The sequence below is a fragment of the Gilliamella sp. wkB178 genome (genome assembly GCF_001690705.1).
GTDB lineage: Bacteria > Pseudomonadota > Gammaproteobacteria > Enterobacterales > Orbaceae > Gilliamella > Gilliamella apicola_K.
In genome coordinates this window covers 797,568-822,920 of record NZ_LZGK01000013.1, presented here as the reverse complement: position 1 = coordinate 822,920, position 25,353 = coordinate 797,568, and the positions used below count along the sequence as shown (strand labels likewise).

Annotated in this window: 23 protein-coding genes, 1 tRNA gene and 1 pseudogene; 7 read left to right on the top strand and 18 right to left on the bottom strand. The window is 34.8% G+C overall.

Annotated features, from left to right (window positions below; genetic code table 11):
- Positions 1–256: 256 nt before the first annotated feature.
- The 3 genes from A9G13_RS07895 to A9G13_RS07885 are packed head-to-tail and all read right to left on the bottom strand — an operon-like array spanning position 257 to position 3,303.
- Positions 257–2,608 (bottom strand): phage/plasmid primase, P4 family, encoded by a 2,352-nt coding sequence (locus tag A9G13_RS07895; protein WP_065557024.1) that lies wholly within the window; start codon positions 2,606–2,608, stop codon positions 257–259.
- A 9-nt stretch (positions 2,609–2,617) separates the two neighbouring features.
- Complete coding sequence (locus A9G13_RS07890; protein WP_065557023.1) at positions 2,618–3,004, bottom strand: hypothetical protein; 387 nt, start codon at positions 3,002–3,004, stop codon at positions 2,618–2,620.
- Positions 3,001–3,303, bottom strand: coding sequence for a hypothetical protein (locus tag A9G13_RS07885; protein ID WP_065557022.1), 303 nt, complete (start codon positions 3,301–3,303; stop codon positions 3,001–3,003). Before A9G13_RS07885 ends, A9G13_RS07890 begins: the two co-directional genes overlap by 4 nt.
- A gap of 359 nt (positions 3,304–3,662) precedes the next feature.
- On the opposite strand from A9G13_RS07885, the gene A9G13_RS07875 reads away from it, so the two are divergent.
- Positions 3,663–3,830 carry a YlcI/YnfO family protein gene (locus A9G13_RS07875; protein WP_065557020.1) on the top strand — a complete coding sequence of 56 codons (168 nt, stop codon included), beginning with the start codon at positions 3,663–3,665 and terminating at the stop codon, positions 3,828–3,830.
- A 275-nt stretch (positions 3,831–4,105) separates the two neighbouring features.
- Here the strand turns inward: A9G13_RS07875 and A9G13_RS07870 are convergent, their stop codons facing one another.
- The 6 genes from A9G13_RS07870 to A9G13_RS07845 form a co-directional block, all read right to left on the bottom strand.
- Positions 4,106–4,777, bottom strand: coding sequence for a phage antirepressor KilAC domain-containing protein (locus A9G13_RS07870; protein ID WP_065557133.1), 672 nt, complete (start codon positions 4,775–4,777; stop codon positions 4,106–4,108).
- 36 nt (positions 4,778–4,813) lie between these two features.
- A complete protein-coding gene (locus tag A9G13_RS07865) occupies positions 4,814–5,086 on the bottom strand; it encodes an AlpA family phage regulatory protein (protein WP_065557019.1) in 273 nt (90 codons plus the stop codon).
- 11 nt (positions 5,087–5,097) lie between these two features.
- A complete protein-coding gene (locus A9G13_RS11190; protein ID WP_176701946.1) occupies positions 5,098–5,304 on the bottom strand; it encodes a helix-turn-helix transcriptional regulator in 207 nt (68 codons plus the stop codon).
- Between the two features lie 81 nt (positions 5,305–5,385).
- The gene (locus tag A9G13_RS07855; RefSeq protein ID WP_065557017.1) at positions 5,386–6,189 is read right to left on the bottom strand and encodes a hypothetical protein; all 804 of its coding nucleotides are present in this window, start codon (positions 6,187–6,189) and stop codon (positions 5,386–5,388) included.
- 185 nt (positions 6,190–6,374) lie between these two features.
- Entirely contained in the window at positions 6,375–7,625 is a 1,251-nt protein-coding gene (locus A9G13_RS07850) for an integrase domain-containing protein (RefSeq protein ID WP_065557016.1), read from the bottom strand.
- A gap of 176 nt (positions 7,626–7,801) precedes the next feature.
- Positions 7,802–7,878 (bottom strand) — tRNA-Ile (locus tag A9G13_RS07845).
- Positions 7,879–8,097: 219 nt separating this feature from the next.
- Here A9G13_RS07845 and A9G13_RS07840 point away from each other — a divergent pair.
- Positions 8,098–8,457, top strand: a complete 360-nt coding sequence (locus A9G13_RS07840) for a DUF4156 domain-containing protein (RefSeq protein WP_065557015.1) — start codon at positions 8,098–8,100, stop codon at positions 8,455–8,457.
- Positions 8,458–8,510: 53 nt separating this feature from the next.
- Here the strand turns inward: A9G13_RS07840 and serC are convergent, their stop codons facing one another.
- From serC to A9G13_RS07810, 6 genes and pseudogenes are all read right to left on the bottom strand, one after another.
- Complete coding sequence (gene serC / locus A9G13_RS07835) at positions 8,511–9,596, bottom strand: 3-phosphoserine/phosphohydroxythreonine transaminase (RefSeq protein ID WP_065557014.1); 1,086 nt, start codon at positions 9,594–9,596, stop codon at positions 8,511–8,513.
- A gap of 146 nt (positions 9,597–9,742) precedes the next feature.
- Positions 9,743–11,119 (bottom strand): argininosuccinate lyase, encoded by a 1,377-nt coding sequence (gene argH, locus A9G13_RS07830; RefSeq protein WP_065557013.1) that lies wholly within the window; start codon positions 11,117–11,119, stop codon positions 9,743–9,745.
- Between the two features lie 312 nt (positions 11,120–11,431).
- A pseudogene (locus A9G13_RS07825) lies at positions 11,432–12,649 on the bottom strand (argininosuccinate synthase); the annotation flags it as partial.
- 95 nt (positions 12,650–12,744) lie between these two features.
- Complete coding sequence (argB, locus tag A9G13_RS07820; protein WP_065557012.1) at positions 12,745–13,524, bottom strand: acetylglutamate kinase; 780 nt, start codon at positions 13,522–13,524, stop codon at positions 12,745–12,747.
- Between the two features lie 91 nt (positions 13,525–13,615).
- Positions 13,616–14,626 carry an N-acetyl-gamma-glutamyl-phosphate reductase gene (gene argC / locus A9G13_RS07815; RefSeq protein WP_065557011.1) on the bottom strand — a complete coding sequence of 337 codons (1,011 nt, stop codon included), beginning with the start codon at positions 14,624–14,626 and terminating at the stop codon, positions 13,616–13,618.
- Between the two features lie 236 nt (positions 14,627–14,862).
- On the bottom strand, positions 14,863–16,326 hold the full coding sequence (locus A9G13_RS07810; protein WP_065557010.1) for an aminoacyl-histidine dipeptidase: 1,464 nt from the start codon (positions 16,324–16,326) through the stop codon (positions 14,863–14,865).
- Positions 16,327–16,476: 150 nt separating this feature from the next.
- Here A9G13_RS07810 and gpt point away from each other — a divergent pair, with 150 nt between their 5' ends.
- The 5 genes from gpt to proA are packed head-to-tail and all read left to right on the top strand — an operon-like array spanning position 16,477 to position 21,233.
- Positions 16,477–17,010: a xanthine phosphoribosyltransferase gene (gpt, locus tag A9G13_RS07805; protein WP_081301199.1), complete on the top strand. Its 534-nt coding sequence runs from the start codon at positions 16,477–16,479 to the stop codon at positions 17,008–17,010.
- Positions 17,011–17,029: 19 nt separating this feature from the next.
- Positions 17,030–18,286, top strand: coding sequence for an alpha/beta hydrolase (locus tag A9G13_RS07800; RefSeq protein WP_065557009.1), 1,257 nt, complete (start codon positions 17,030–17,032; stop codon positions 18,284–18,286).
- A gap of 25 nt (positions 18,287–18,311) precedes the next feature.
- On the top strand, positions 18,312–19,421 hold the full coding sequence (gene proB / locus A9G13_RS07795) for a glutamate 5-kinase (protein ID WP_065557008.1): 1,110 nt from the start codon (positions 18,312–18,314) through the stop codon (positions 19,419–19,421).
- An 18-nt stretch (positions 19,422–19,439) separates the two neighbouring features.
- On the top strand, positions 19,440–19,970 hold the full coding sequence (locus A9G13_RS07790) for a hypothetical protein (protein ID WP_065557007.1): 531 nt from the start codon (positions 19,440–19,442) through the stop codon (positions 19,968–19,970).
- Positions 19,971–19,979: 9 nt separating this feature from the next.
- Positions 19,980–21,233, top strand: coding sequence for a glutamate-5-semialdehyde dehydrogenase (gene proA, locus A9G13_RS07785; RefSeq protein ID WP_065557006.1), 1,254 nt, complete (start codon positions 19,980–19,982; stop codon positions 21,231–21,233).
- Between the two features lie 67 nt (positions 21,234–21,300).
- On the opposite strand, the gene trhP is transcribed toward proA, so the two are convergent.
- From trhP to A9G13_RS07765, 3 genes are all read right to left on the bottom strand, one after another.
- Complete coding sequence (gene trhP / locus A9G13_RS07780; RefSeq protein ID WP_065557005.1) at positions 21,301–22,644, bottom strand: prephenate-dependent tRNA uridine(34) hydroxylase TrhP; 1,344 nt, start codon at positions 22,642–22,644, stop codon at positions 21,301–21,303.
- Between the two features lie 477 nt (positions 22,645–23,121).
- Positions 23,122–23,850: a Vgb family protein gene (locus tag A9G13_RS07770; RefSeq protein ID WP_141670889.1), complete on the bottom strand. Its 729-nt coding sequence runs from the start codon at positions 23,848–23,850 to the stop codon at positions 23,122–23,124.
- A 329-nt stretch (positions 23,851–24,179) separates the two neighbouring features.
- Positions 24,180–25,103: a LysR family transcriptional regulator gene (locus A9G13_RS07765; RefSeq protein WP_065557002.1), complete on the bottom strand. Its 924-nt coding sequence runs from the start codon at positions 25,101–25,103 to the stop codon at positions 24,180–24,182.
- Positions 25,104–25,353 lie beyond the last annotated feature (250 nt).

The following is a 25,353-nucleotide window of genomic DNA, read 5'->3' as shown; positions in this document are numbered from 1 at the left end:
TAAAAAATTTAGTGTTTAAGTGTTCACCCTGTTCACCTTTTCAATCTATCCCTTTTATCATAAGGCTTTGAAAGGGTGACTACCTATCATTTTAGTATTCACTGCTGTTCACCTAGTCATCACCCATTATTTTATAAGGTGAACACTGGTGAATACTAGTGAATACTTAAAAATCAAGTGTTCACCCTCTCAATCCTTTATTTACCAATGCTTTAGTCGGGGTGGTGAACACTGGTGAACACTTGCCCCCTATATATTATTTATTGGGGGTATCAATTTTAGATAACCAATCATCACTTATTGGATGGTTGATATCTAAATTGGTTCTTATTCCTGTTTTAGTTTTACGCTTCATATATTTTTTGCCATACTCAGCCATACAAGCTGGAAGCGATAAACCAAATTGCATTAATGAAAGTGGTTTATTTAGACCATTACCCCGCATAAACTCTAAATAAGCATGATAGAGGTATTTTCTTGGATTGAATGGCAATATATTTGCGTTTCCCATTAACAAACCATCAGCCTGAACAGAAGCCAGTAGATAGCCACAAAAATCAACCAGTGAATCCGTATTTCTTTTTATTTCCAGAGCCTCTTCTGATTCCAGCTGTTCTTCTAAAAGTGTCTTGGCTTTCTTTGAATCACTGTATTCATTAATTAGATGTCTAATAATAACTGGCAATTCCTGTGCAATCTTATTCTTTAAATCGGGATCTCTTTCATCTTTAGGGATAGCATCGCCAAAATGGAATATTACCCGCCGTCTTGATATGCCACCACTGCGATCACTAAAACTCATTGCATTATTATTCACTGCTAATATTACTGCAGGTATTCTGACTGAATAAGGTTGCTTATGTTTCGGATCGACTGAGACCTCATCACCTCCCGTGATCGCTTTTAATCCAGCTGCATCACCAACATATTTTGTCTGGTCGGGCAGTACAACTAAAGACTTACCCACAATTAAGGCTCGCTCTCGTGGGTTCTCTAATGCCACCATACTGGCCGAAACGGTATTATTTGGCCCCGCTAACATTGTCGCGATTTCCGCAAAAATACTTTTACCGCTTCCCCCTGCACCGGTTACCTCAATAAATAATTGCCAGTGATAGCGATTACCTAAAATCATAAATAATGCCGCTTTGATACAATTGATTTTCTTGTCATTACCTCGAGCTGCATAACTTAACCATTTCCAAAAACTAGGCGCGTGCTCCTGCAGTGTCTCATCGGTTTGACCTGGTGTAAAAAGTGTTTCACTTGCTACCTGTAACCAATCCTGCCAATGGTGCGGCCTAAATTGTTTTGTAGTCAGATCAAATACACCATTTTTAAAACCAATCAAATTACGTGCTTGTTTTTCCATGGTGGGTAACTGTAATTTGAGCGTTTCAACTGTTGATCTAATCGCGTTCTGGGAGTATGGAATATTAGCATCATTAAAAATAGTGGCCATACTCCTCATCAGATCCATATCGCTAATAACATCCCATGTTATACCGTTATAGTGATAAACATCTTTTGAAGCTGTATCTAATGCTAATTCTCGATCAAAGTAATCAAGTAATACTTCACTTCGTTGGCTTGCTGCCATTTGTGATAGGGTCGGTTTTTTACCATCCTTTTCAAGTTTGATATTTAACGGCTTATCCATTTGTTTAATGCTGTTATTAAATACCTCTTTGGTTTTATCAATACCACGCTGTTGGCGGTAATCATCCCAATCGCATTTGTAATCAGTATTTGGAACACAGTAGTAACCTTTCACCGCTTTGGCGGCTTCCATTGCTTTAGCTAAGCCAGTATTCTGGCTTAGGTCTGTTTTATCTAAGCCCTTATTAGGGCTTTGGTCTATATCATTATCACCTGCAATAATGATTCTTGCTGTTGAATTTACTTCACGAATTAACCTAGCCACATGAATAAGATTTCCTGCATCAACCGCAGCGACAATTATCGCATCGCGATGGTGGAATTCCGCTATCGAGATACCCGTTGCCACGCCCTCACAAATCACAATTTCATTATGTCCGCGCAATTTTGCGTTGGCATCTTTAGGGTTACTCAGTTTTGGATATACCCAAATGAAAGAACCTTTTTTATTGGAACCTTTCATTAAATGCTTACTACCATCTTCCTCAATAAATTGACCACCAGTGTACTCACCACTAGCATTAATAACCGGTGCAAAAATGCGCCCGTTATCCAATAAGGGTAAATCAAAGGTTAAGCCTTTTTTGGTTAGGTATTTAGATTGACCTAATCTGGACTTTGATAATAAATACACCACTTTTTTAGATATAGGATTATCTTGTTCGTTATTATTTGGGTTCACGGTGAGGCCTAAACAATCCGCGATCTTGTCGGCGGCTTCCCGCACAGTACAACTAAAAAACTTTTGTACCAGATCTAAGCCATCACCTGCACCACACTGATTACAGATATACGTTCCCCGCCCCTCTTTATTATCAAAACGAAATCGATCTTTACCACCACAAACAGGGCAAGCACAATGCTGCCCTTTGCCTACTTCAATCGCTAACATATCAAACAAATCACTCCAACGGCCTGCTGCTTGAATAACTATTTCTTTAATATTCATGAGACCGCCTTAATGCAATGTTGGCTTAGCTAATTGAAGTTGATCTGTTTCAATAAGAACAATAAACTGCTCAAATAGCTCAGAAACAATCTCAATACCAAATTGTGTCAAACTAACATCATCAATACTGCCATTTATTGGATCGTTAATTTCAACCATTTTTTTATAGATGTGAATAGTCGCTTCCTCACCAACACTCGCCCCTTTTGCCAAAATATACGCCTCTTCAATATTTCTTATCAAGGCAATCGAAATCACATTAATATCCAGTTCGGTGGTGATATTGTTATATTGAAAAACATGACGACCAAAGATCTCTTTACAATGTTTTAAGAATGCAACGGATATACATAATCTTAATGCCTCTAACTTGGTCAGTTTTTTATCTTGGCTCATTTTCCTTTCTCCATTAGTTCTAATGTATAAGTAAAGTCCTGTTCCTGCTCGTAGGCGAATTGCTGCATATCCATTAAGCTATTGAGAAAAAAACCTAATTGATACATATCCTCTTTAGCTACACTTTCTGAATATTCATCGCTTTGAGCTGCTAAGATGGCTAGACGGCTAATTGTTTTTATCCCATAACGAATAGTTACTTGGGTCGTGTTTAATGTATCTTGGCATAGAGCTAAGTCTTTTTTGTCGGCAAATTTCGGCGGTTGGTATCGTCTTAACAGATCTCTTAACTCATTCATGATATAACCCTCCAAAGCAGTAATTCCTGCTTTGACTTTCTATGATTGGATTAAGTGGTTTTCTTGCGACAAAGATTAAGGATTGCTTACCTATTTGGCGTCTAGCTTGTTGCTCTGTTGACGCGATAGACTGAACAATATTAGCCGTTGAAAGGTCATAGAATTTATATAACTTGGATTGTCTTGCACATAGGTGTGCGTTATCATAGCGGTTAGCCATAATCATTACTCCGTGCTTTAATGGTTTGGTTAGATCCCTCGATAGTGCTGGTAACACTTCGGGGGATTGCTTTTTATGGTACTCACCGTTATAATGGTTCATACCATTTATATTTAATCTACCATAAAGGTATGCACCAATGCAAGAAAAAAAAGATAAGAAAAAAACAGACCGCTCAAACAGTACTAGAAAGATTATTAGATTTGAAGATGATTTACTTGAATTAATAGAACAGCAAGCCAAGAAAGATGGTGATTCATTCTCTGGCTGGGTGAAAGCTGCTTGCAAAATGAGATTAGGAAAATAATTTATGAAGAAAATAGTATTGTTTATTATAGTAATCGCTATTGCAGGATACTTTGTGTATGAGAAATTAAACACTCCTTGTGCACCAAATGACTTACTCTGTAAAAATAAGGAATAACTAAAATCCTCCTGAAAGCATGAGTAATCTTTTTTATATAAGCTAATAATGATAGTATTGTTTTTGCAGGTAGTAACTGCGTGACGCTGTAAATCCTGCGTATTTTCATTTATATTCATCTATTGTTACCTCTACTAGGCGGTTCTGCACTCAGCCTTTTATTTTGTTATCAATCCAGCATCTTTTAATTTATTCGTTAACCAGATCTGCCCTTTACCTGTGATTTTGGTAGTGAATTTTTCTTCTACGCCACCACCATATTTATTAATTGCGGTAGCCTTACTCGTGAAATATCCTCGCTGAATATATTCATCTCTTGGTTGATTATGTTTAGAGCCTGATTTGTTAAGAATTTTGTTATCTCGTAACCAAGTAAATAAACGATTTTGACCAATTCCAATTGTTTTGGCATAGCTACCAATAAGTACCCCCTCAGCCTCACCAACTAACTCAGCAAATTCAACCTTAGGCGCATCTAATAAGATTTGGTTTTCTAAATGTTGATTACGCTCTATTTCATCAGCATAGGCTCGTAAAGCATCTGGTAATGATTGTGGTTTAGTCGATTTTTCTAATTCTTGCCAGCGATCTACTAAGCGAGCCGTAAACTCAGGACATAGTTGAGCAATCACAATAATGCTATCTCTCTTACCTTGTTCACCTTTAAAGATATAAACGTAAAAACTTTGTGTAAAACCTAACTCATTGATTCTTCCACAATCCTCCAACGGAGGAAGCCGGATAATACTTTTTTCGGCTAATCGTTCAATTGCTCGTTTGACATTGTCATGTCGAGATTCAACCAGTTCAGCTATTTCTAAACTGGTCATGATTGCTTCTCGGTTATTAATAGTTAAATCTTTCACCTAACCACCTCTCCGTTTAGTTGGTTGATTTGCAACACAATCAATAGGAGGATTTTCGATCCAGTGAAGTAGTTCCACTAATGACCAGGCACAAGAATTTTTGCCTAATGTTTTTCTGGCCGGATATTTACCCTCTTTCTCAAGTTGCCATGCAGTGGAACGTGCTATAGAAGTAATTTTGTCGCGCTCTCTTTCTCGTACGAGGCGATCATAAGGCAGACTATATTTAGTTAGTATGGTCTTATGTTGTTCTGGTGTAATTGAATAACTCATAGAATTCTCTCCTATTGAGCCATACGGTTAGATTCGAGCCATTGATTGACTTCTGTTAGTTTATAAACAACACGACGACCAATTTTTATACCTTTGGGAAAGGTTTCATTGTAACGAAGTGTATTTTCTGAAACGCCAAGCATCAGACGAATTTCATCTAAAGAAGCATATTGTTTTGGTTGGTTTGTTGCCATTAAAAAATCCTCACTTGAGTTCATTTAATCTCAAGGAGGATTCTATTATTTAAACTATAGTTAATTCAAAAGGTTATACTTTTAATAAGAGCTACATTACCCTTATTAAGGCTTATATTTTTTCATCCAACCCGCTATTGTGCTTTCTTGAAAGGTTTGTGAATCAAATCCATACTTTTCAGCAAGATAATTTAATTCATTAGCTAAAGTCGTTGAGTTTTCATTCTCCCATAATTTAGAAAAATGTTCTTTCATATATATTTGGTTCAATATACGTTCAGCTTTTTGGATCCGTTCACTATTAGGAATGATATCCTTATTAATGGTTTCTTTTATTAATATATTTTCCCTAACTTTTTCTGTATCTAATGACCATTGGTCAACGTTCTGTATTTTTTCAATATCATCCCACATTATAATAAGTTCATTAGGATTTATTTTAATTGGTGTGGAAAAACTACTATGTAGACTAACTGATACTTTGTAATCATAAGATAATAAAAAAATGTGATTTTCATCGTCATAAGGAATTTTATCTAAAATTTGCCCATAATTAGACCATTCCAAACATGACCATAATCCGGTAATTTTAACGTCAAAATACCATGCAATCATATCTTCTATATAAACTCTACGAACATAAGGCCCACCATCAACAAAAATATTTGAATGCTTATTCTCCCAATAATTTTTTTCTAAGAGTTCGCCGATAAAACTAGTTTCCTTAGTATCAATGGTATTTTTATTAGCATCACCCATATAAACAAGTTGAGCATCTACTTCATCAATTATATTTACATATAATCTAATGGCTCCAATTTCATGCCAATGTATTAAATCGCTAACCTCACAACCTAATAATCTGGTAGCCCTTTCAACCGAACAGTATTCTAATGGAGGTAGTTTCATCTTTTTTTACCTTATATGTTAATCCCACGTTTTCGTGGTATTTTAATATGTGTTTGTAACAGAATTAAATATAATCATTAAACCTATCTAACTTCAGTTAATATTTGAACTACAAGACTTTTGTAGTTACTCTCACCTTTTAGTTAATTTTGAATGAAATCAATAAGCTTAATTTTGAGCTCATCTCAACTATTAGCAATTTTAAAACCCTTATTCCCAGATAAAGAAACATTTCCTTTGCTGGCTTGCTCTATAAAATCGCCCCACCAAGCCATCATGATACTACGTTGTTCTAAATAGGTAGCTCTATTGTAAATTCGTCTTACTTCGTTCTTATCCGCATGGGCCAAAGCTGATTCAATAATATCTGCTGGAAAGCCTTGCTCATTTAGTGTGGTAGATGCTAAGGATCTAAACCCGTGTGATACTAAACGACCGGCAAATCCCATACGCTTAATAACCATGTTAACAGTCTGACTACTCATAGGCTTATTGTATGGGGCTTTCATACTAGGAAAAACATACAACCTATGACCTGTAAATGGCTTAATAATCTCCAATATCTTCATTGCTTGAGGTGATAACGGAATTATATGCTCACGTTTCATCTTCATTCGTTCGGCCGGAATGGTCCATATTTGATTATGAAAATCAATTTCATTCCATTGAACACTAACCGCCTCATTTGGTCTTGTTATGGTTAATAATTGCCATTCAACTAAACAACGAGTTTGAAGTTCAATTCTGGCCAGTGAAAGGGCTTGCATAAATTCAGGTAATTCTATTGGTTTTATTGTCGGCATATTTTGCACTGTTGGATTTTCAAAAGCTGCGCTTACCTTTGTAACTGGATTAAATTGAATAATTCCAGTATTTACAGCGTAATCCATTATTTTATTTACTCGCCTTATAACTCTCTTGAGCATATCTAATTTTCTAGCTGAGCGTAACGGCTCTAATATTCTGATTAATAGACTGGCATCAATATGCGTTACTGGAACATCCCCTAAATAAGGAAAGATATGATTTTCTAAAGATTGCCACATTTTTCTAATGGTATCTTCTTTGTAACCTTTTGACTTTTCAACCACAAGCCAATTATCTGCTATTTTTTGAAAGGTATTTGTTCTTTCTTTTAAAACATTTTGTTTTTTTGTTGAGTAATGTTCTTGAGGGTCAATATCTTGTTGAAGTAGTTCTCTAGCTTCATCTCGCTTTTTTCGGGCTTGTTGTAGTGTTATTTCTGGATAACTACCAAAACTGATCAATACTCTTTTTTTTACAAAAGGACGATAATAATTAAACCGCCATACTTTTGATCCAGTAGGTTTGATTAATAAATATAACCCAAGCCCATCTTGTAAAGTGTATTCTTTATCTTTTGGCTTAGCAGCTTTAATTTGAGTATCACTTAAAGGAACAGTCTTTCTAGCCATAGTTATATCATTTTAGTTATACGGATTTTAGTTATATTACCACCGTATAACTAAACGTATAACTAAATATTTTAAATCTCGGTGAATTTCGTTGAGGTTGTATGAGGTGCTAAATTGCTCTATGTGTTGTGATTAAAGGATTTTTGATGTTTGGTGAGGTTTGTTGAGTTTCGTAATGGTGGCCCCTACTGGACTTGAACCAGTGACCAATCGATTATGAGTCGACTGCTCTGACCAACTGAGCTAAGGGGCCTCGGTGAGGAGTGCTACTGAGTTAGTAGGGTTGCGATTATAATAGAGTTAATTAGATTTTGCTATAGTTAATTATTAAATTCGATTAATTTGCTTATTTCTTAAACGCTAATTAATTAGATTTTAATCTGTATTAATAACTGATATTTTTTAATGAATTAACCTGATACAATAGATTAGGTTATAATAATTATTCGTTGTTTATGGTTGAGGAAATATTATGTCTATAAAAAAAATATTATTTATAAGTGTAGCTGTTTCAACTACGCTACTCTTAAACGCTTGTAGTAGCTCGGATTATCAACTTAGTTCTGCTGGTAGTAAAGTGCAGTTTGTTGATACTAAACCCGCAGCTACTTGCCAACTTTTAGGTAAAGCTGAAGGCCGCCGTAATACCTTCTTTTCTGGTCAAAAAACACATAGTGAACTTATTCGTGATGCAGCTACTGACTTAATGAATAAAGCTGCGGCTATGGGTGGTAATGTGATTTATGATGCTCAAGATGCATCCATGAAATATGTGTCTGAAGTGGCGCCAACCGATGCGGTTATGGTTGGTGATGTTTATCGTTGTAATTAAGTTTTACTTCATAAAAAAGGGGAATTTATTTCCCCCTTTTTTATTTATCCTAATTAACCATTTTGTTTTTCAAACTGTTGCATAAAGTCAATTAAGTAATTTACACCATCAAGATCCATGGCATTATAAATTGAGGCTCTCATTCCCCCGGCAATCCGGTGACCTTTAATCCCAATAATATTAGCTTTAGTTGCTTCACTGACAAACAATTTATCCAGATCATCATTTGGAGAAAGGAAAGTAACATTCATAATAGAACGATTGTCCTTGGCAACCATATTACGATAAAAATCAGAATGATCGATAAAATCGTACAACAGTTTAGCTTTAGCTTGATTGCGTTGTTGCATCGCCGTTAATCCGCCTAAATTTTTGATCCATTTAAATACTAGTCCTGACATATACCAAGCAAATGTAGGCGGCGTATTAAACATAGAATCATGATCCATTAGGATTTTATAATCTAAAACGGAAGGTAATGCTTTTTGGGCATAACCAATAAGATCTTCACGAACAATTACTATGGTGATGCCGGATGGACCAATATTTTTTTGGGCACCAGCATAAATAATACCATAACGGCTAACGTCAATTGGTTGCGATAAAATACAAGACGATAAATCCGCAACTACTGTTTTATCACCAAAATTTGGTTGTTCAAATATCTCGATTCCGTCAATAGTTTCATTAGGGCAATAATGAACGTAAGCTGTGTCATGATTTAATTGCCATTCAGACATAGGTTTAACTGCCGCCAAACCATCTTTTTTGACAATTACGTCTTGTTGAAGCACCGTGCAATATTTAGCTGCCTCTTTAGCTGCACACAAACTCCAATAACCACTATTAATATAGTCTGCACTAGTTTTATTACCTAATATATTTAATGGCACTGCGGCAAATTGTGCTCTAGCTCCACCTTGACAAAATAGGATTTTATAATTAGCAGGAACATTTAGAATATCACGAAGATTATTAGTTGCTTCAATTGCGCAAGCATCAAAATCCTTGCCTCTATGGCTTAACTCCATAACAGATGCACCTGTATTTTGCCAATCTAATAATTCGGCTTGTACCTGTTTTAATACGTCAGCAGGTAACTTTGCAGGACCAGCACTAAAGTTGTAACTTTTATTCATTTGGATTCACTTTATTTCATTTAAAACAGAGATGTATTCTTACATTGTCTGCCATGATATACAATAAGATTTTTGTCAAGATGTTTCCTGAGAAGTATACGTTTCAGTATAAAAATGCCGACTAAAGTCGGCATAGTTGGATCATATTAAATTGATAATTGCTGTTTAGCCTGATCTATGGCTGATTTTACTTGTTCAGGTGACACTCCACCTTTAGCCGAACGTTTAACTAAACAGGAAGTTAGCGATAAGATTGGATAAACATCATTTTCAATGACGGGACTATAAGCTTTTAATTCAGCCAAAGTCAACTCTTCTAAGGCTTTTTGTTTAGCAATCGCACCGACTACTGCTTCACCCACAATGTGGTGGGCTTCTCTAAATGGAATACCTTTAGCAACAAGGTAATCAGCAAGTTCGGTCGCATTAGCATAACCTTGTTTAGCTGCTTGTTGGCAATTATCCGTATTAATCTTAATATCCTCAAGAACTAAAGCTGCCATAGCTAAGCATTCTTGCCAAGTATCTAGTGCATCAAATAAGTGTTCTTTATCTTCTTGTAAATCTTTATTATACGCCAGCGGTAAACCTTTAAAGGTCACAAGTGCGCCAGTTAATGCTCCCACCACTCGCCCTACCTTACCGCGAATGAGCTCTAAAGCATCTGGATTCTTCTTTTGAGGCATTAATGATGAACCAGAAGTAACGCGATCGGATAGTTCAACAAAATTAGCTTCACCGCTATTAAAGATAATTAAATCTTCGGCAAAACGTGATAAATGGATCATGCTGATTGCTGCATTATTTAAAAGTTCAAGTACATGATCACGATCGGAAACCGCATCTAAACTATTATTAGTAGCTGAAGCAAAACCAAGCCAAGTAGCTAACTGTTCGCGATCCATTGGGTATGCCGTTCCCGCTAAAGCGCCACTACCTAGTGGGCTGACATCTAAACGTTTTAATGTATCTTGTAAACGATCGGCATCACGGGTTAACATTTCATAATACGCTAGGCACCAATGAGCAAAGGTAATGGGTTGCGCGCGTTGCAAATGCGTATACCCCGGCATAACAGCATCTTGGTGTTGTTCTGCAGTAGTAACTAATGATTGACGTAAATGATGAATAGCGCCAATTAACAGCTTAATTTCATCTTTGCTCCATAATTTAAGATCGGTAGTCGATTGATCATTACGACTACGGCCTGTATGTAATTTTTTACCTAAATCACCAACTTTTTCTATGAGTTTTTGTTCAACCCAGCTATGAATATCTTCGGCGTCACTTTGTAAGATTTGCTGCGGATCTTGTTGTACCAAAACAAGTAATTCATTTAAGGCTTGTTGTAATTTTTGTTGTTCATCGTGAGATAGAACATTAACGGTAACTAATGCCTTAGACCAAGCAATAGAACCAATAATATCTTGTTTTGCCAATCGATAGTCAAAGCGTAATGAATCATTAAAATGTTTAAATCGCTGATCTGCTGCTTGACTAAAACGCCCACCCCATAATGCCATAATTACCTCAAATTTTATTTAACAAATTTTCAATGATTTATCTTTATCATTTTTTTAAATTACTATATAGCTATATTCAATAACTATTTACAGTACTAAAAAAATATATACAGGCTGATCACCTGTATATATTGGAACACCTTTTAGTCTTTAAGTGACTATTATAAATTATTTTTTCTTCTTGGTTGCTGTTTTAGCTTTAGTAACTGTTTTAGTGTTTACTTTAGCTTTAGCATCAGCTTTTACTGTTTGTTTAGCAACTTTTTTTGCTGCTGTTTTTTGGGTTGATGTTGCTGCTTTTTTGCTAGATTTTTTTTGCTTTTCTGCATTCAATGCACGGATACGTGATGATAAAGAGAATAAACGAATGAAACCACCGGCATGGCTATGGTCGTAAACTTCATCTTCACCAAAAGTAGCAAACTCTTCACTATATAAACTATTTGGCGATTTTTTCTGTACTGCTGTGGCATTACCTTTATAGAGTTTGACCACTACTTCGCCAGTCATATCTTCAGCTAGAACATCAGCCGCAGCTTGTATAGAACGACGGTAAGGCGCAAACCAACGGCCATCATAAACAACATAAGCCATTTCTAAGCCAAGTTGTTCGCGCCATTTAAAGCTATCACGATCTAAAATTAATTGTTCTAAACCACGTAAAGCCGTCATCATAATAGTGCCGCCAGGGGTTTCATAACAACCACGAGATTTAATGCCCACAAGGCGGTTTTCAATAATATCGACCCGACCAACACCATGTTTAGCACCAATTTTGTTCAAGGTAGCAACACAGTTATAGGGTGATAATTTTTTGCCATTAACTGCAACGACTTCCCCTTTTTCAATGCCAATGGTTACAAGCTCTGGTTTATTAGGAGCATCTTCAGGTGAAACAGTCCATGCCCAGCAATCAGCATTAGCTTGGTTCCAAGTGCTTTCTAACACTCCACCTTCTGTGGAAATATGCCAGGCATTTTCATCGCGGCTATAAATTTTTTCTACCGTTGCTGTAGTTGGAATTTTGCGGACTTTTAAGTAATCAATTAAGGCTTCACGCGAACGTAAATTCCATTCACGCCAAGGAGCAATAACTTTCAGTTGTGGAGCTAATGCGGTGTAGGTGGTTTCAAAACGAACCTGGTCATTACCTTTACCGGTTGCACCATGGCACAGAGTATCTGCACCAACTTCTAAGGCATATTCAACTTGAGCTTTAGCAATAATTGGCCGTGCCATCGAAGTACCAAGGTAATAGGTTCCTTCATATAAGGCGCCAGTTTTTAATACAGGGTATACATAATCTTTAACAAATTCTTCACGTAAATCTACAACTTTACAAGCAACAGCTCCAGATGCTTTGGCTTTTTTCTCAACATCTTTTAATTCTTTAGGATCTTGCCCTACATTAGCCACTAAGGCATAGACTTCACAACCACCATAATTTTCTTTTAACCATGGAATGATAGCTGATGTATCTAAGCCGCCTGAATAAGCTAAAACTACTTTTTTGGTTCCATTCTTTTTCATGTTACGCCCTTTCTCAATTTACTTACGATAAATAAATATGTTACCGACTTTTTACTAACTAAATTAACTGGTTTAATATACTGATGGAATTATATTTAAGCAATAATTCTTGTGCCAGTTATTCCTGATTTACCATCAAATAATTCAAGTAGTTTATCGTCCTCTTTCCAGCTAGCAATATCTATTGAACGGCCTAATGCTTTTGCTGCTTCAAAGGCTGATTTAACTTTAACAATCATACCATCAGTAATGACTCCTTCGGCGATGAGTTGATCTGCTTGCGATTCAGTTAAGGATTCTATCAATTGTTTGTTGGCATCTAATACGCCGACAACATCTGATAATAAGATCAAATCTGCATTTAAAGTTTTAGCTAAAGCCACCGCGGCATGATCAGCATTAACATTCATCATTTGCCCTTCATCACTAATACCAATTGAACTAATGATTGGTAAATAACCGGAGTTAAGTAATAAGTTGATTAGTGTAGGATCACCAGCTTTAGCTGCGCCAACATAACCCAATTCTTCTGAAATTTGTTTAACTTCTACACTATTACCATCCGCTAAACAAAGTCCCACTCCAGCAATACCTTGTTTTTTAGCTTCTGATAATAATTTAGTATTAGAACTACCGGCCAAGCTACCAACAATCACATCGATCTGATCTGCTGGAGTAACCCGTAAACCATTACGCCTAACCACCGGTAATGAGAGTCTATCCATCAAAGAATCAACGATACTGCCACCACCATGAACAATAACTAAATGACGTTGATGATTTTTTTTATATTCATTAATAACAATAAATAACTTAGTTAAAGCATCTTTATTATCCAGTAAAACACCGCCAAGCTTGATAATTAATGGTTTCATTTGTATTTCCTATCAATTAATTTGAATTTACCCCAACCAAATTCTTTTATTACATCATTTTCAATTAAGTTTTGAATTGCTAAATTATATTTTAAAGTAATGCTGTAGTTTCATCATAACCAAAACGAATATTCATACATTGTATAGCTTGCGCAGCTGCACCTTTTAGTAAATTATCTTCAACTGAAATTAGGATCAAATTACGATCTTTAAGCACAAAGCCAATATCACAATAAGGTAAGCCAATTACAGATTTTAATGCTGGCCAATCTTTTTCATATACTCGGACTAAAGGTTTGTCTTGGTAATACTTATTTAATGCCGCACTAATATCATTAGCGGTAACCCCCTCTTTCACTCGACAAGTAATAGTGGCATGGATGCCTTGTTTAAAACAACCTAAATGAGGATTAAAAATAACTTGTTGCCCTAAATGATTGGCAATTTCAGGTTGATGCCGATGAGTAAATAGACCATAAGCATGTACACTAACTTCACAAAAATTATTATTAAGAGAAGCTTTACGCCCGGCACCACTTACGCCACTGATAGCGTTAATAACTGGCCATTGAGTAGCATCTAATAAATCTTCCACTATTAATGGTTTCAATGGTAATTGTGATGCAGTTGGATAACACCCTGGCACAGCAATGAGTTGAGCTTGCTTGATTTGCTTATAATTCCATTCCGCTAAGCCATAAACCGCTTTATCTAACCATTGCTGATGTTGATGAGTAAAACCATAATATTGAGTATAAAAAGATGCAGAATTAACACGAAACGCACCTGATAAATCGAAAACTGTACAACCGTGTTCTAAAAAATAAGGAGCAATATTATGACTGACAGAATGTTCGGTGGCTAAGAATACAATATCTATATTATTAACTATCTCCGAATAATCGTCGGTAGCAATAAGTGGTAAATCGACTATACTTTTTAACTGCGGATGTAAATCATGGTTAGAAATTAGTTTACCGGCATCTTTACTGTTTGCTGATACCGTTAAAGCAATAAGTTCAATTTGTGGATGTTTTTGCAAATAATAAGCTAATTTAGCTCCTGCATAACCACTCGCCCCAACAACAATAGCTTTTAGCATAACTATTCCTATAGATTTTCATATAGCTAATTCACATATAATAGGTGATTTCTTAAATTAACTCAACTATAAAAATGAATTTTTATTCACTTTTTTTGAATTTATTTTCATTAATAATGATTTTCTAGTGGATTTAGTACTATTATTTAGAGCGATTTATTAATAAATTATTTCTATAAAAATTTATATTTAATGAATCCTGCTATTTACATTTAGCAGGATTCATCTATTAATGATTATTTTAGATGTTTGGCTGATTTTAGTATGGCAATAAGTAGTTCCCAATAGCGATAAACACTTTGGATGTTTACTTTTTCATCGGGTGAATGTGGCGAAACAATAGTTGGCCCTATTGAAATCATATCCATATTTGGATAAGCCTTTTTAAATAGTCCACATTCAAGCCCAGCGTGGATCACCATAATTTTTGGATGTTCAGAAAATATTTCATAATATTTTTCTTTAGTTAGTTGTAACAAGTTAGACTCTAAATTAGGTTCCCAACCAGAATAACCACCACTAATTTCGTAATTAGCATTAGCTAATTGACTGTGTGCAATTAGTGTAGACACAACCGCATCTTTAGCACTATCAATCTGTGAACGAATCAAGAAAATAGCACTAATTTGATTATCTTTGATATTTAAAATACCTAAATTAAGAGAGGTTTCAACCACTCCAGCTAGTTGGTCACTCATACGCACAACACCATTAGGAGCAGTATGTAACCAATTAATTATTCTATTTTGATTTTCAGTTGTTAACACCCGTTTAACTTTATCGTCTGCAACTTCCGATAAAGTAATTTCGATATTAGGTTCTACATGCCCTAATTCATTAGTTAACACTTTATTATACTGATTAATGATAGATTTTAACTTAGGTAGATCATCTTTACTTAAGGCTATTTCTGCAAAGGCTTCTCTCGGGATGGCATTACGTAAAGAGCCGCCATTAATATCAGCAAGTCGGAATGGAATATCTTGGGCATATTCTGCCAGAAAACGCGCCATTAGTTTAATAGCATTACCTCGGCCTAGATGAATGTCACAACCAGAATGTCCACCTCTTAAACCTTTAAGAGATAATTTTAAGTAGCAATCAAATTTTTCCGGCATCACTGCATAAGTGACTGGGAATGTTGCCGTAAAATCAACTCCACCAGCACAACCTGTAAAAATTTCACCTTCATCTTCCGAATCGGTATTAATTAAATATTGGCTTGTTAACCAATTTGGTTGCACACCAAAAGCACCAAACATACCCGTTTCTTCAGAAACAGTAATTAAAACTTCGATAGGACCATGTTCTACCGCAGGATCAATTAAGACAGCGAGTGCAGAAGCTAAACCAACACCATTATCGGCACCTAAGGTTGTACCTTTAGCTTTCACCCATTCACCATCAACATAAGCTTGAATAGGATCGGTAAGAAAATCATGTTTCGTACCTTCATTTTTCTGTGGCACCATATCCATGTGAGCTTGTAGAGCAATAGATGGGCAATCTTCCATCTCTTTTGTGGCAGGTTTAGTTAGTAAAATATTACCAGTTTTATCAATCTTACAATCTATACTGTGTGAATTTGCAAAATCAACAATATATTTAGTAATCATTTGTTCATGATGAGATGGACGGGGGATTTTACAAATATCGTTAAAGATCTGCCAAACAAAATTTGGTTTCAATGTTGAAAGCATAATACAACCTCAATCTTAAGTGCGGAATAAATTAATGGGTAGTTTTTTTTGTCTAATCACTCTATAATAAGGTGCAATTTTACATCTATTTTTAGTCTATTAATATTAATTTATTTTATTAGCCCATTCGATTAAAGTTGCAGGTCACACATGTCAATAAAACAAACATTATCAGAACAAGAAATCCAAGCCCAAAAACAACACAAAGCAGAACTTATTGCTGAAAAGAAAAAATTTACTGTTACTTGGGAAATGTTGCAAGCCTATGGCCGTCAGCTTTCAGAACGTTTATTACCAGCTAATCAATGGAAAGGCATTATTGCCGTTAGTCGTGGTGGATTAGTTCCTGCTGCTATTTTAGCCCGTGAGTTAAGTATACGTTATGTCGATACAGTATGTATTTCAAGTTATGATCACGATCATCAACGTGAAAAATTGATCTTAAAACAAGCTAATGGTGATGGCGAAGGATTTATTGTGGTGGACGATTTAGTTGATACCGGTGGCACTGCGCACACTATTCGTGAAATGTACCCTAAAGCCCATTTTGTAACAATTTTTGCCAAACCCGCCGGTAAAGCACTGGTTGATGATTATATCATTGATATTGCACAAGATACTTGGATAGAGCAACCTTGGGACACTGGAGTGATGTTTGTAAAACCAATTAGTGATCACAAATAATAAGGAAGCTATATTTATTATGACATCAATTCAGAATCTATCTGAACAGATATTTAAACCTCAGTTTGATTATCCTGAGACTTCAACACTAATTAAACGTATTGATAATAGTGATGGCCTCAGTATTAGTCCTATGGATGGGGAAAGTAATTCTCATTGGTATCGGATTGTTAATCCAATTCTATGGTATTGGCGGGGATTACCCAAACTTGAAATCGAAGAAGTATTATCTAAAATTGCCGTTTCAACCAAACAACCTGTTAATAGCCAGTGGTTAGATTCTATAGCCGGTTATCAACCAGGAAATTGGATTTATGAGTTTTTGAATCAGGCAGCTAAATGGCAAGCCAAAGCAGATGCCATCGATGAAACTAATCTTAGTGATATTAACAAAGCCAATTTATGTAATTACTATTTAATTGCTAGTGAATATTGTAGCATAGCCAGTTACCCTCATTTTAAGAATGATGAATTAGCTATGTACGCACAAACGTGTGCTTACCAAGCATATACTAAGGCTCTGAGTTATTCCCCGTACACTACCAAGGAACTTGAATTTAAAGTTCAAAACCAAACTGTTAAATCAATATTACATTTACCACCAACCGAAGGGACTTGCCCTGTAGTATTGATGTGTAATGGTTTGGGTAATTTACAAATTGATTTCTATCGTTATTTTAATGAGTTTTTAGCTCCCAAAGGGATAGCGATGCTAACTATCGATTTACCTTCTGTTGGTTATAGTCGTGGTTTTGACTTGACACAAAATAGTAGTCAAATTCATCAAGCAGTATTAGAACAGTTATCATCAATTCCTTGGGTTGATGATAGTCGGGTAATTTTAGCTGGCTTCAGATTCGGTTCACATATTGCTACCCGTTTAGCTCATTTAATGCCAAATAAAATAAAAGGCTTATTTAACTTTACTCCATTAATTCATCAAATTTTTGTCGATAAAGAGCTACAACAACATCTTCCTAATGTTTATAAAGATATGTTAGCAAGTCGTTTAGGGTTACCAATTATCTCCAATCAGCAATTAGCCGCAGAGTTGAATTATTTCTCATTAAAAAAACAAGGGATTTTGACTCATGCTTGTCTTGTTCCTGTCATGAATATAATTTTTGAAGATGATAAGTTAAGTAATAATTTAGAAGCTAAATTGATTCAATCCGCTAAGCAAAATAAAATAATCACTGTACCAAAAACGCCATTACAAAAGAGTTTACATAATGCTTTAGAACAATCGGTCAATTGGATGCAATCTATTTTGTAATAGTTTAATTTATAAGGGTATTGCTATGACTAATAACAAACAACAAATTGTGGTTATTAAATTAGGTACCAGTGTATTAACTGGTGGCACTAAACAATTAGATCGCGCCCGTATAGTTGAACTTATTCGGCAATGTGCTTATTTGCATCAAAATGGGCATAAAATTGTTATTGTCACTTCCGGTGCTATTGCTGCCGGTCGTGAATATCTTAATTTTCCAAATCTACCGAATACCGTTGCTTCTAAACAATTGCTTGCTTCTGTTGGACAAAGTAAATTAATTCAACTTTGGGAACAATTATTTTCAATATACAAAATCTACATTGGGCAAATGTTATTAACTCGAGCCGATTTAGAAGATCGAGAACGATTCTTAAATGCTCAAGATGCACTTAAAGCTATGTTAGATAATGATATTGTACCAGTAATTAATGAAAATGATGCAGTAGCAACCGCAGAAATAAAAGTTGGAGACAACGATAATTTATCAGCCCTTGCGGCTATTCTAGCGGAAGCTAATAAACTAATTTTATTAACTGATTTAGATGGATTATATACAGCGGATCCGCGAACTGACAGCAATGCTAAATTAATTCATGAAGTTGAGCATATTGATGATAATTTGCGTAACATTGCCGGTGATAGTGTTTCAGGGCTTGGTACTGGTGGCATGAGTACTAAACTCCAAGCTGCAGAAGTTGCTGGTAGTGCCGGCATTGAAGTAATTATCGCTGCAGGTAATAAAACTAATGTGATTATTGATATTGTCAATAATCAACCTATTGGTACTCGCTTTTTACCACAAAAAACACCTTTAGAACACCGTAAGCATTGGTTATTTGGTGCCCCAAAAGCGGGGAAAGTGTATTTAGATGATGGTGCAGTTGATGCTATTTTAAATAATGGTAGCTCATTGTTGCCTAAAGGCATCATCAAGGTGGAACAAAACTTTTCACGTGGTGAAGTCATTGATATTTGTAATAAAATAGGAAAAAAGATTGCACGTGGTGTTAGTCGCTATAATAGTGATGCATTAAAACAAATTGCCGGGCATCATTCACAAGAGATCAGCCAAATCATTGGTTACGAATACGGCTCAGTGGCGGTACATCGTAATGATATGATTGTTAATTAATATAATAAGGAATTAAAATTGAGTATTGAAATAAGTAGCTATTCGGAAAAATGGGAAAAAGAAGATAGCGAATTGTTTTTTTATCAACGCCGTTACTTAAAAACCCTCATTACATCTTTAATCTTGCTCTTAGTGATTTATTTTTTTACAGCATTAACTAATGGTTTACCATTAATATATGGGACTACAATTATATTCATGATCATTTTTTTATTATTACGTTGGTCAGAAAAGTACATTGTTTTAGGTAAAACTTATATCACAATAAATAATAATAAGTTTAATTTAACCAAACTACTACTTTTTACTCTTTTTTTCATTGTTTATATTATTATTTATAGCAATCATAAAAATAAAATGACATGTATTTTATTAAAAAATATTGCAGATATTATTGTAGAAAAACCAGATATATTAATTATTAAACATAAAGTGAATAACGAAACTAAAGATTTTTATGTAGATTTAAACTTAATGTTACCAGCAGACAAAAATTTATTGTTAGACAAAATGCAACTTATTAAAAATAACTTACAAAATATAGTATAGGTGGCAACTATGTTAGAACAAATGGGTAAAGCAGCAAAATTAGCATCGTATCAACTGGCGCAATGCTCTACTGCAACTAAAAATCAAGCATTAACAGCTATTGCTGATTTATTAGAAAAACATAGTACTACTATCCTTAAAGCTAATGAACAAGATATGTTAGAAGCTAAGGCTCAAGGTTTAAGTGCTGCTATTTTAGATCGGTTGTTATTAACGCATGAACGCTTAATTGCTATTGCCAATGACGTGCGTAAAGTTGTCTTATTAACCGATCCTATTGGTGAAATTATTGATGGTTCTACGTTAGAAAATGGATTAAAGTTACAACGTAACAGAGTCCCTTTAGGTGTAATCGGTGTTATTTATGAGGCTCGCCCAAATGTTACCATTGACATTGCATCACTTTGTATAAAAACAGGTAACGCAGCTATTTTACGCGGTGGTAAAGAAACAGTTCATACTAATGCCGCCACTATTGCTATTATTCAACAAGCTTTAGATAAAATGGGCTTGCCTAAAACAGCTATTCAATCTATTGATAATCCGGATCGTACATATATTCATGAGTTACTTAAACTCGATAACTATATAGATATGATTATTCCACGAGGTGGTTCGGCATTGCATAAATTATGTCGCGAACATTCAACTATTCCGGTGATCACTGGTGGTATTGGTGTCTGTCATATTTTTATGGATGAGAGTATGGATTTTGATAGCGCATTACCTATTATCATTAATGCTAAAACTCAACGTCCAAGTACTTGTAATACGGTAGAAACTTTACTAGTTCATACAAAAATTGCTAACACTTTTTTACCAAAATTAAGCCAAATAATGGCTGATAATGGTGTTATTCTGCATGCTGATCAACAATCATTTGCAATCTTAGAATCAGGTGGGGCTAATGTTTTCCCTGTAGAAGATAATGAACTTCGTCAAGAATGGTTGTCTAAAGATTTAAATATCGTAATTGTAGACTCACTAGAACTAGCTGTAGACCATATTCGCGAATATGGTAGTGGCCATTCGGAAGCTATTTTAACTCACAGCCTTGCTAATGCTGAAAAATTTGTGAATTTAGTTGATTCGGCCGCAGTTTATGTTAATGCATCAACTCGTTTTACTGATGGGGGTCAATTTGGATTAGGGGCCGAAGTTGCGGTTAGCACCCAAAAGCTACATGCCAGAGGACCAATGGGACTTGAAGCATTAACCACTTATAAATGGATTGGTTTTGGTGATGATCTAATTCGCCAATAATTATTTTTGAAAATAGCTGTGCACAAGTTAAGCACAGCTATATGTAATTAAATTAAGTTACAGTAAATTAATCAAAATTACGCATGAGCAAAGCATAATTTAAGTCAATATCTTCTGGAATGGGGATATAGACAATATGCCCATCCCCTAACCCTGCTGGCACTGGTTGACCTTTCTTATTTTCCATTCGTTCAATTATAAAAGTAATATTCCCTTTCGGGGTCATCATTTCCACACTATCACCAACAGAAAACTTATTTTTGACAATAATTTCAGCAAGTCCATTTAAACGTTGACCACTGAATTCGCCGACAAATTGTTGTCGATCTGATACCGAATGACTATGTACATAATTTTGCATCTCATCGTGCTTATGGCGACGTAAAAAACCTTCGGTATAACCACGATGGGCTAATGAATCAAGTTCGGTTAATAGTTTTGGATCAAAAGGTTTACCTTCACTTGCGGCATCAATAGCTTGGCGATAGACTTGCGCCGTTCTAGCACAATAATAGAAGGATTTGGTACGCCCTTCTATTTTTAATGAATGCACTCCGATTTTAGTTAAGTCACCTACTAGCTCGACAGCTCTTAAATCTTTAGAGTTCATAATATAAGTGCCATGCTCATCTTCAAAGGCTTGCATATATTCACCCGGGCGACCTGACTCTTCTAACATAAATAATTTGTTAGTAGGTTGTCCTTCACCTAGTGTTGGTTCTATTTGTTGTACTGGGATTGGTTCACTTTTATGTACTATTTGCCCAACTTCATCTTCCTTACCTTCAGAAACCTTGTATTCCCACCGGCAAGCATTAGTGCATGTTCCTTGATTAGAATCACGCTTATTAATATAACCAGATAGTAGGCACCTGCCTGAATATGCCATACATAATGCACCATGAATAAAGACTTCTAACTCCATCTGTGGCACTTTTTCACGAATTTCAGCAATTTCATCTAATGATAATTCACGGGATAAGACCACGCGAGTTAAACCAATTTTATGCCAAAATTCAACTGTTGCCCAATTGACAGCATTAGATTGTACTGACAAATGAATTTCCATTTCAGGAAAATGTTCCCGAACCAACATAATCAAACCGGGGTCCGACATAATGAATGCATCAGGTTGCATATTAACAACCGGTTCTAAATCACGGATAAATGTTTTCAATTTAGAATTATGAGGGGCGATGTTTACTACAACATAGAATTTTTTGCCTTGCGCATGCGCTTCATTAATACCAATAGCTAAGTTTTCATGATTAAATTCATTATTACGCACACGTAAACTATAACGCGGTTGCCCTGCATATACGGCATCGGCACCATAAGCAAAAGCGTAACGCATATTTTTAAGAGAACCAGCAGGAGAAAGTAATTCTGGTTTTGCATACAAAGTTGTCATTAAAAAATGCCTCTGATTTCAAGTCAGTATTACCTTAACGGTAATAGGTTAAGCAAAATAGGATGGGCATTTTACGCTTTAGCATTAATATTGGCAAATTTATTGTAGATTTGATAAAAATTAGTAATTCAAAAGACGTATAGCTTTAATGAATACGCTAATTCAAGCTAATTTTATTTACTTATTAATGGTAGGTATTCTTGCCAGCGATATTCTCTAATTGGCATTGGTTTAGTATCTTTAAAATATAAAACCAATGCGGGTTTAATACCATTCCAATTATCCACAAACTCATACCTAACTAGTAAACCATCTTTGATTAGCTTTTTTGCTTTGGCATGATAATTAAAATAATTCATATTTAGTTTAATTTTGTAGGTCTCGATGAGAGATTTGAATTGATGATAATTTGTACCATGTCTAATATTAGTAATCAAGTTATCATCAATTTAATGGTAACACTAGAATTTACTTAATTTAATTATTATCAAGCATATGTACAGAGCCATCTCCCCATGTCCCAATATAAAATTGATTATTATGTAACGCTAATGCAACTGCACCGGATAATGACGCCGCAATAGTTTCAACTTTATAAGTTTTGATATTTATTTTACGTACCATATCTGCTCCATTATCTATTACCGCAACAGTGTCAGGAGATGTAGTAACAATACCAACACCTGGACGAACAAAATCTTTACCTATTTCAATTTGCTCACCATTTGGTTTAATCAAGGTTAAACGACCACTATATTGTGAAACCACTAAACTATTATCAGGAAGTTGAGTCACACCTACAGGAGTAGATAATCCTTTGGCAATTATCTGTTTATTGCCATTGTTTAAATCAAGACTAACAATCTCACCAGTAGAACGATTAGTAATCAATAAGTGACCATCATTAGAAAATGCAATACCAGTTGGTGTATGGTAACCTTCTGAAACTTTTTGGGCTTTGCCATTTGTATCTATTTTTAAAATATAGTCATCGCCATATGAAGAAACATAAATATTATCCTTATTATCAATCACAATTCCTGCTGGTGATGAAATATTGCTATAAATTGTTTCCTTCTGAGTGTTATTCTTAATTTTAGTGATCGAATTTCCTGACCAATTAGTGACATACATGGCACCTGAACTATCAAAGGCAATGCCAGTTGGTGCGCTGAATGATGAACTAACCGTTTTCATCTCTGCCATACTCCCTTCCCCATATAAAGCAAAAATAAACAATGTAATTACATATAAACAATATTTTTTCATAATACTTATTCTCCACAACAGTTTATAAATCCTATTAACTGCTCAAAATCGAAATAAAATTAACTGACACACGAGTAATATGGCTATTTTTTGGTTTTATTTAAGTTAACAGCAATACTATTGCTGTATTCACCAATAACACTAAGCTTAAATAGCAAATTATAGAAATATCTATTTTGTGATATGAAATAAATATCAGAAGATAAGCAAAGGGATTAAGGCTTTTTTTCAGTATAATTAAGCATATTATTTATTTAAAATAATCACTATTTTTCTAAAGTTAGATACTTGCCATTAAAGTAATCAATTATGGCTTTAGTTAATGTAGTTTGATGTAAATCACGACGCCAAATAAGATAGATGTCAATCTTGAGTTTCTCACTTTGCTTATTAATTAATGGTTTATACACAACACCATCTAATTTTGCTTGTGCCATAGATTGCGGTAACAGCATTATCGCTTTACCTAATGAGACTTCAAGTAACATAGATAAATTATCAGGCAGTTCTGGTCGACGAGTTATAGGATGGTTAAGAGTTTTGAAAACTTGTTCACATTGTTCATAAAAACTTGGATTGGAATGTTGTTTAAACCAAAAAAGTGGTAAATCTAACACATCATTAAGATCAATTTGATTATGTTTACTATTAGGATGACTCTCCGGTAATACTAACATCATTGGCTCTCGATAAATCAATAATGAATTTTCATGTTCATTTCGTGACTGATAATCAGACACAAAAGCAAAATCAATATGCCTTTTCTGCAATTCAAATTGCAATTCTTTCGATGTGTAATTATGCTTATAGATCTCAATGACATCAGCAAACTCTGTAAAAAATTCTTTAAAATAATCAATAAAGTCAAAACTTAATGTTTTTGTCGTTCCTAAAGTTATCTTATTATCGTTATTTGATTTGATGGATTTAGTAACTGAGCATAGTTCTCTTAATATTTGAGTAACCTTTGATTTGAACTCTTCACCCTCTTTAGTCAAAACAACTTGGTGGGAATTTCTTAAAAACAGACTCACTTCTAGTTTTTCTTCTAATTCCTTAATTTGAATTGAAAGTGGCGGTTGACTAACATTTAATTTATTAGCTGCGCCCCTAAAGCTATGTTCCTCGCAAACAGCAATAAAATATTGTAATTGCTTAATACTTGGTAACTTCTTACTGTAAATATCCATAAATTCTCAGTTTCGTATTTGATTTACTACTTTTATATTTACTTAATCTATTTCGTTATGAAATAGATGATCTAAGTAATAGTAATGAATATTAGATTCGAATCAATATAAATAATTATATTTTATCTAAAATATCCCACAATTAATAAACTGATTGAATAATAATACTATAATTTAAATAACATTTTTCAATTTCTATTTTTTTATTGACTTATTAAAAGGGAATATTTAACATCCCTAGAAAAATTAT

Excerpts from the sequence above, each read along its gene's own strand:
- A9G13_RS07895 (WP_065557024.1), bottom strand. The coding sequence starts at position 2,608 with ATGAATATTAAAGAAATAGTTATTCAAGCAGCAGGCCGTTGGAGTGAT.
- A9G13_RS07890 (WP_065557023.1), bottom strand. The coding sequence starts at position 3,004 with ATGAGCCAAGATAAAAAACTGACCAAGTTAGAGGCATTAAGATTATGT.
- A9G13_RS07885 (WP_065557022.1), bottom strand. The coding sequence starts at position 3,303 with ATGAATGAGTTAAGAGATCTGTTAAGACGATACCAACCGCCGAAATTT.
- A9G13_RS07875 (WP_065557020.1), top strand. The coding sequence starts at position 3,663 with ATGCAAGAAAAAAAAGATAAGAAAAAAACAGACCGCTCAAACAGTACT.
- A9G13_RS07870 (WP_065557133.1), bottom strand. The coding sequence starts at position 4,777 with ATGACCAGTTTAGAAATAGCTGAACTGGTTGAATCTCGACATGACAAT.
- A9G13_RS07865 (WP_065557019.1), bottom strand. The coding sequence starts at position 5,086 with ATGAGTTATTCAATTACACCAGAACAACATAAGACCATACTAACTAAA.
- A9G13_RS11190 (WP_176701946.1), bottom strand. The coding sequence starts at position 5,304 with ATGAACTCAAGTGAGGATTTTTTAATGGCAACAAACCAACCAAAACAA.
- A9G13_RS07855 (WP_065557017.1), bottom strand. The coding sequence starts at position 6,189 with ATGAAACTACCTCCATTAGAATACTGTTCGGTTGAAAGGGCTACCAGA.
- A9G13_RS07850 (WP_065557016.1), bottom strand. The coding sequence starts at position 7,625 with ATGGCTAGAAAGACTGTTCCTTTAAGTGATACTCAAATTAAAGCTGCT.
- A9G13_RS07840 (WP_065557015.1), top strand. The coding sequence starts at position 8,098 with ATGTCTATAAAAAAAATATTATTTATAAGTGTAGCTGTTTCAACTACG.
- serC (WP_065557014.1), bottom strand. The coding sequence starts at position 9,596 with ATGAATAAAAGTTACAACTTTAGTGCTGGTCCTGCAAAGTTACCTGCT.
- argH (WP_065557013.1), bottom strand. The coding sequence starts at position 11,119 with ATGGCATTATGGGGTGGGCGTTTTAGTCAAGCAGCAGATCAGCGATTT.
- argB (WP_065557012.1), bottom strand. The coding sequence starts at position 13,524 with ATGAAACCATTAATTATCAAGCTTGGCGGTGTTTTACTGGATAATAAA.
- argC (WP_065557011.1), bottom strand. The coding sequence starts at position 14,626 with ATGCTAAAAGCTATTGTTGTTGGGGCGAGTGGTTATGCAGGAGCTAAA.
- A9G13_RS07810 (WP_065557010.1), bottom strand. The coding sequence starts at position 16,326 with ATGCTTTCAACATTGAAACCAAATTTTGTTTGGCAGATCTTTAACGAT.
- gpt (WP_081301199.1), top strand. The coding sequence starts at position 16,477 with ATGTCAATAAAACAAACATTATCAGAACAAGAAATCCAAGCCCAAAAA.
- A9G13_RS07800 (WP_065557009.1), top strand. The coding sequence starts at position 17,030 with ATGACATCAATTCAGAATCTATCTGAACAGATATTTAAACCTCAGTTT.
- proB (WP_065557008.1), top strand. The coding sequence starts at position 18,312 with ATGACTAATAACAAACAACAAATTGTGGTTATTAAATTAGGTACCAGT.
- proA (WP_065557006.1), top strand. The coding sequence starts at position 19,980 with ATGTTAGAACAAATGGGTAAAGCAGCAAAATTAGCATCGTATCAACTG.
- trhP (WP_065557005.1), bottom strand. The coding sequence starts at position 22,644 with ATGACAACTTTGTATGCAAAACCAGAATTACTTTCTCCTGCTGGTTCT.
- A9G13_RS07770 (WP_141670889.1), bottom strand. The coding sequence starts at position 23,850 with ATGGCAGAGATGAAAACGGTTAGTTCATCATTCAGCGCACCAACTGGC.
- A9G13_RS07765 (WP_065557002.1), bottom strand. The coding sequence starts at position 25,103 with ATGGATATTTACAGTAAGAAGTTACCAAGTATTAAGCAATTACAATAT.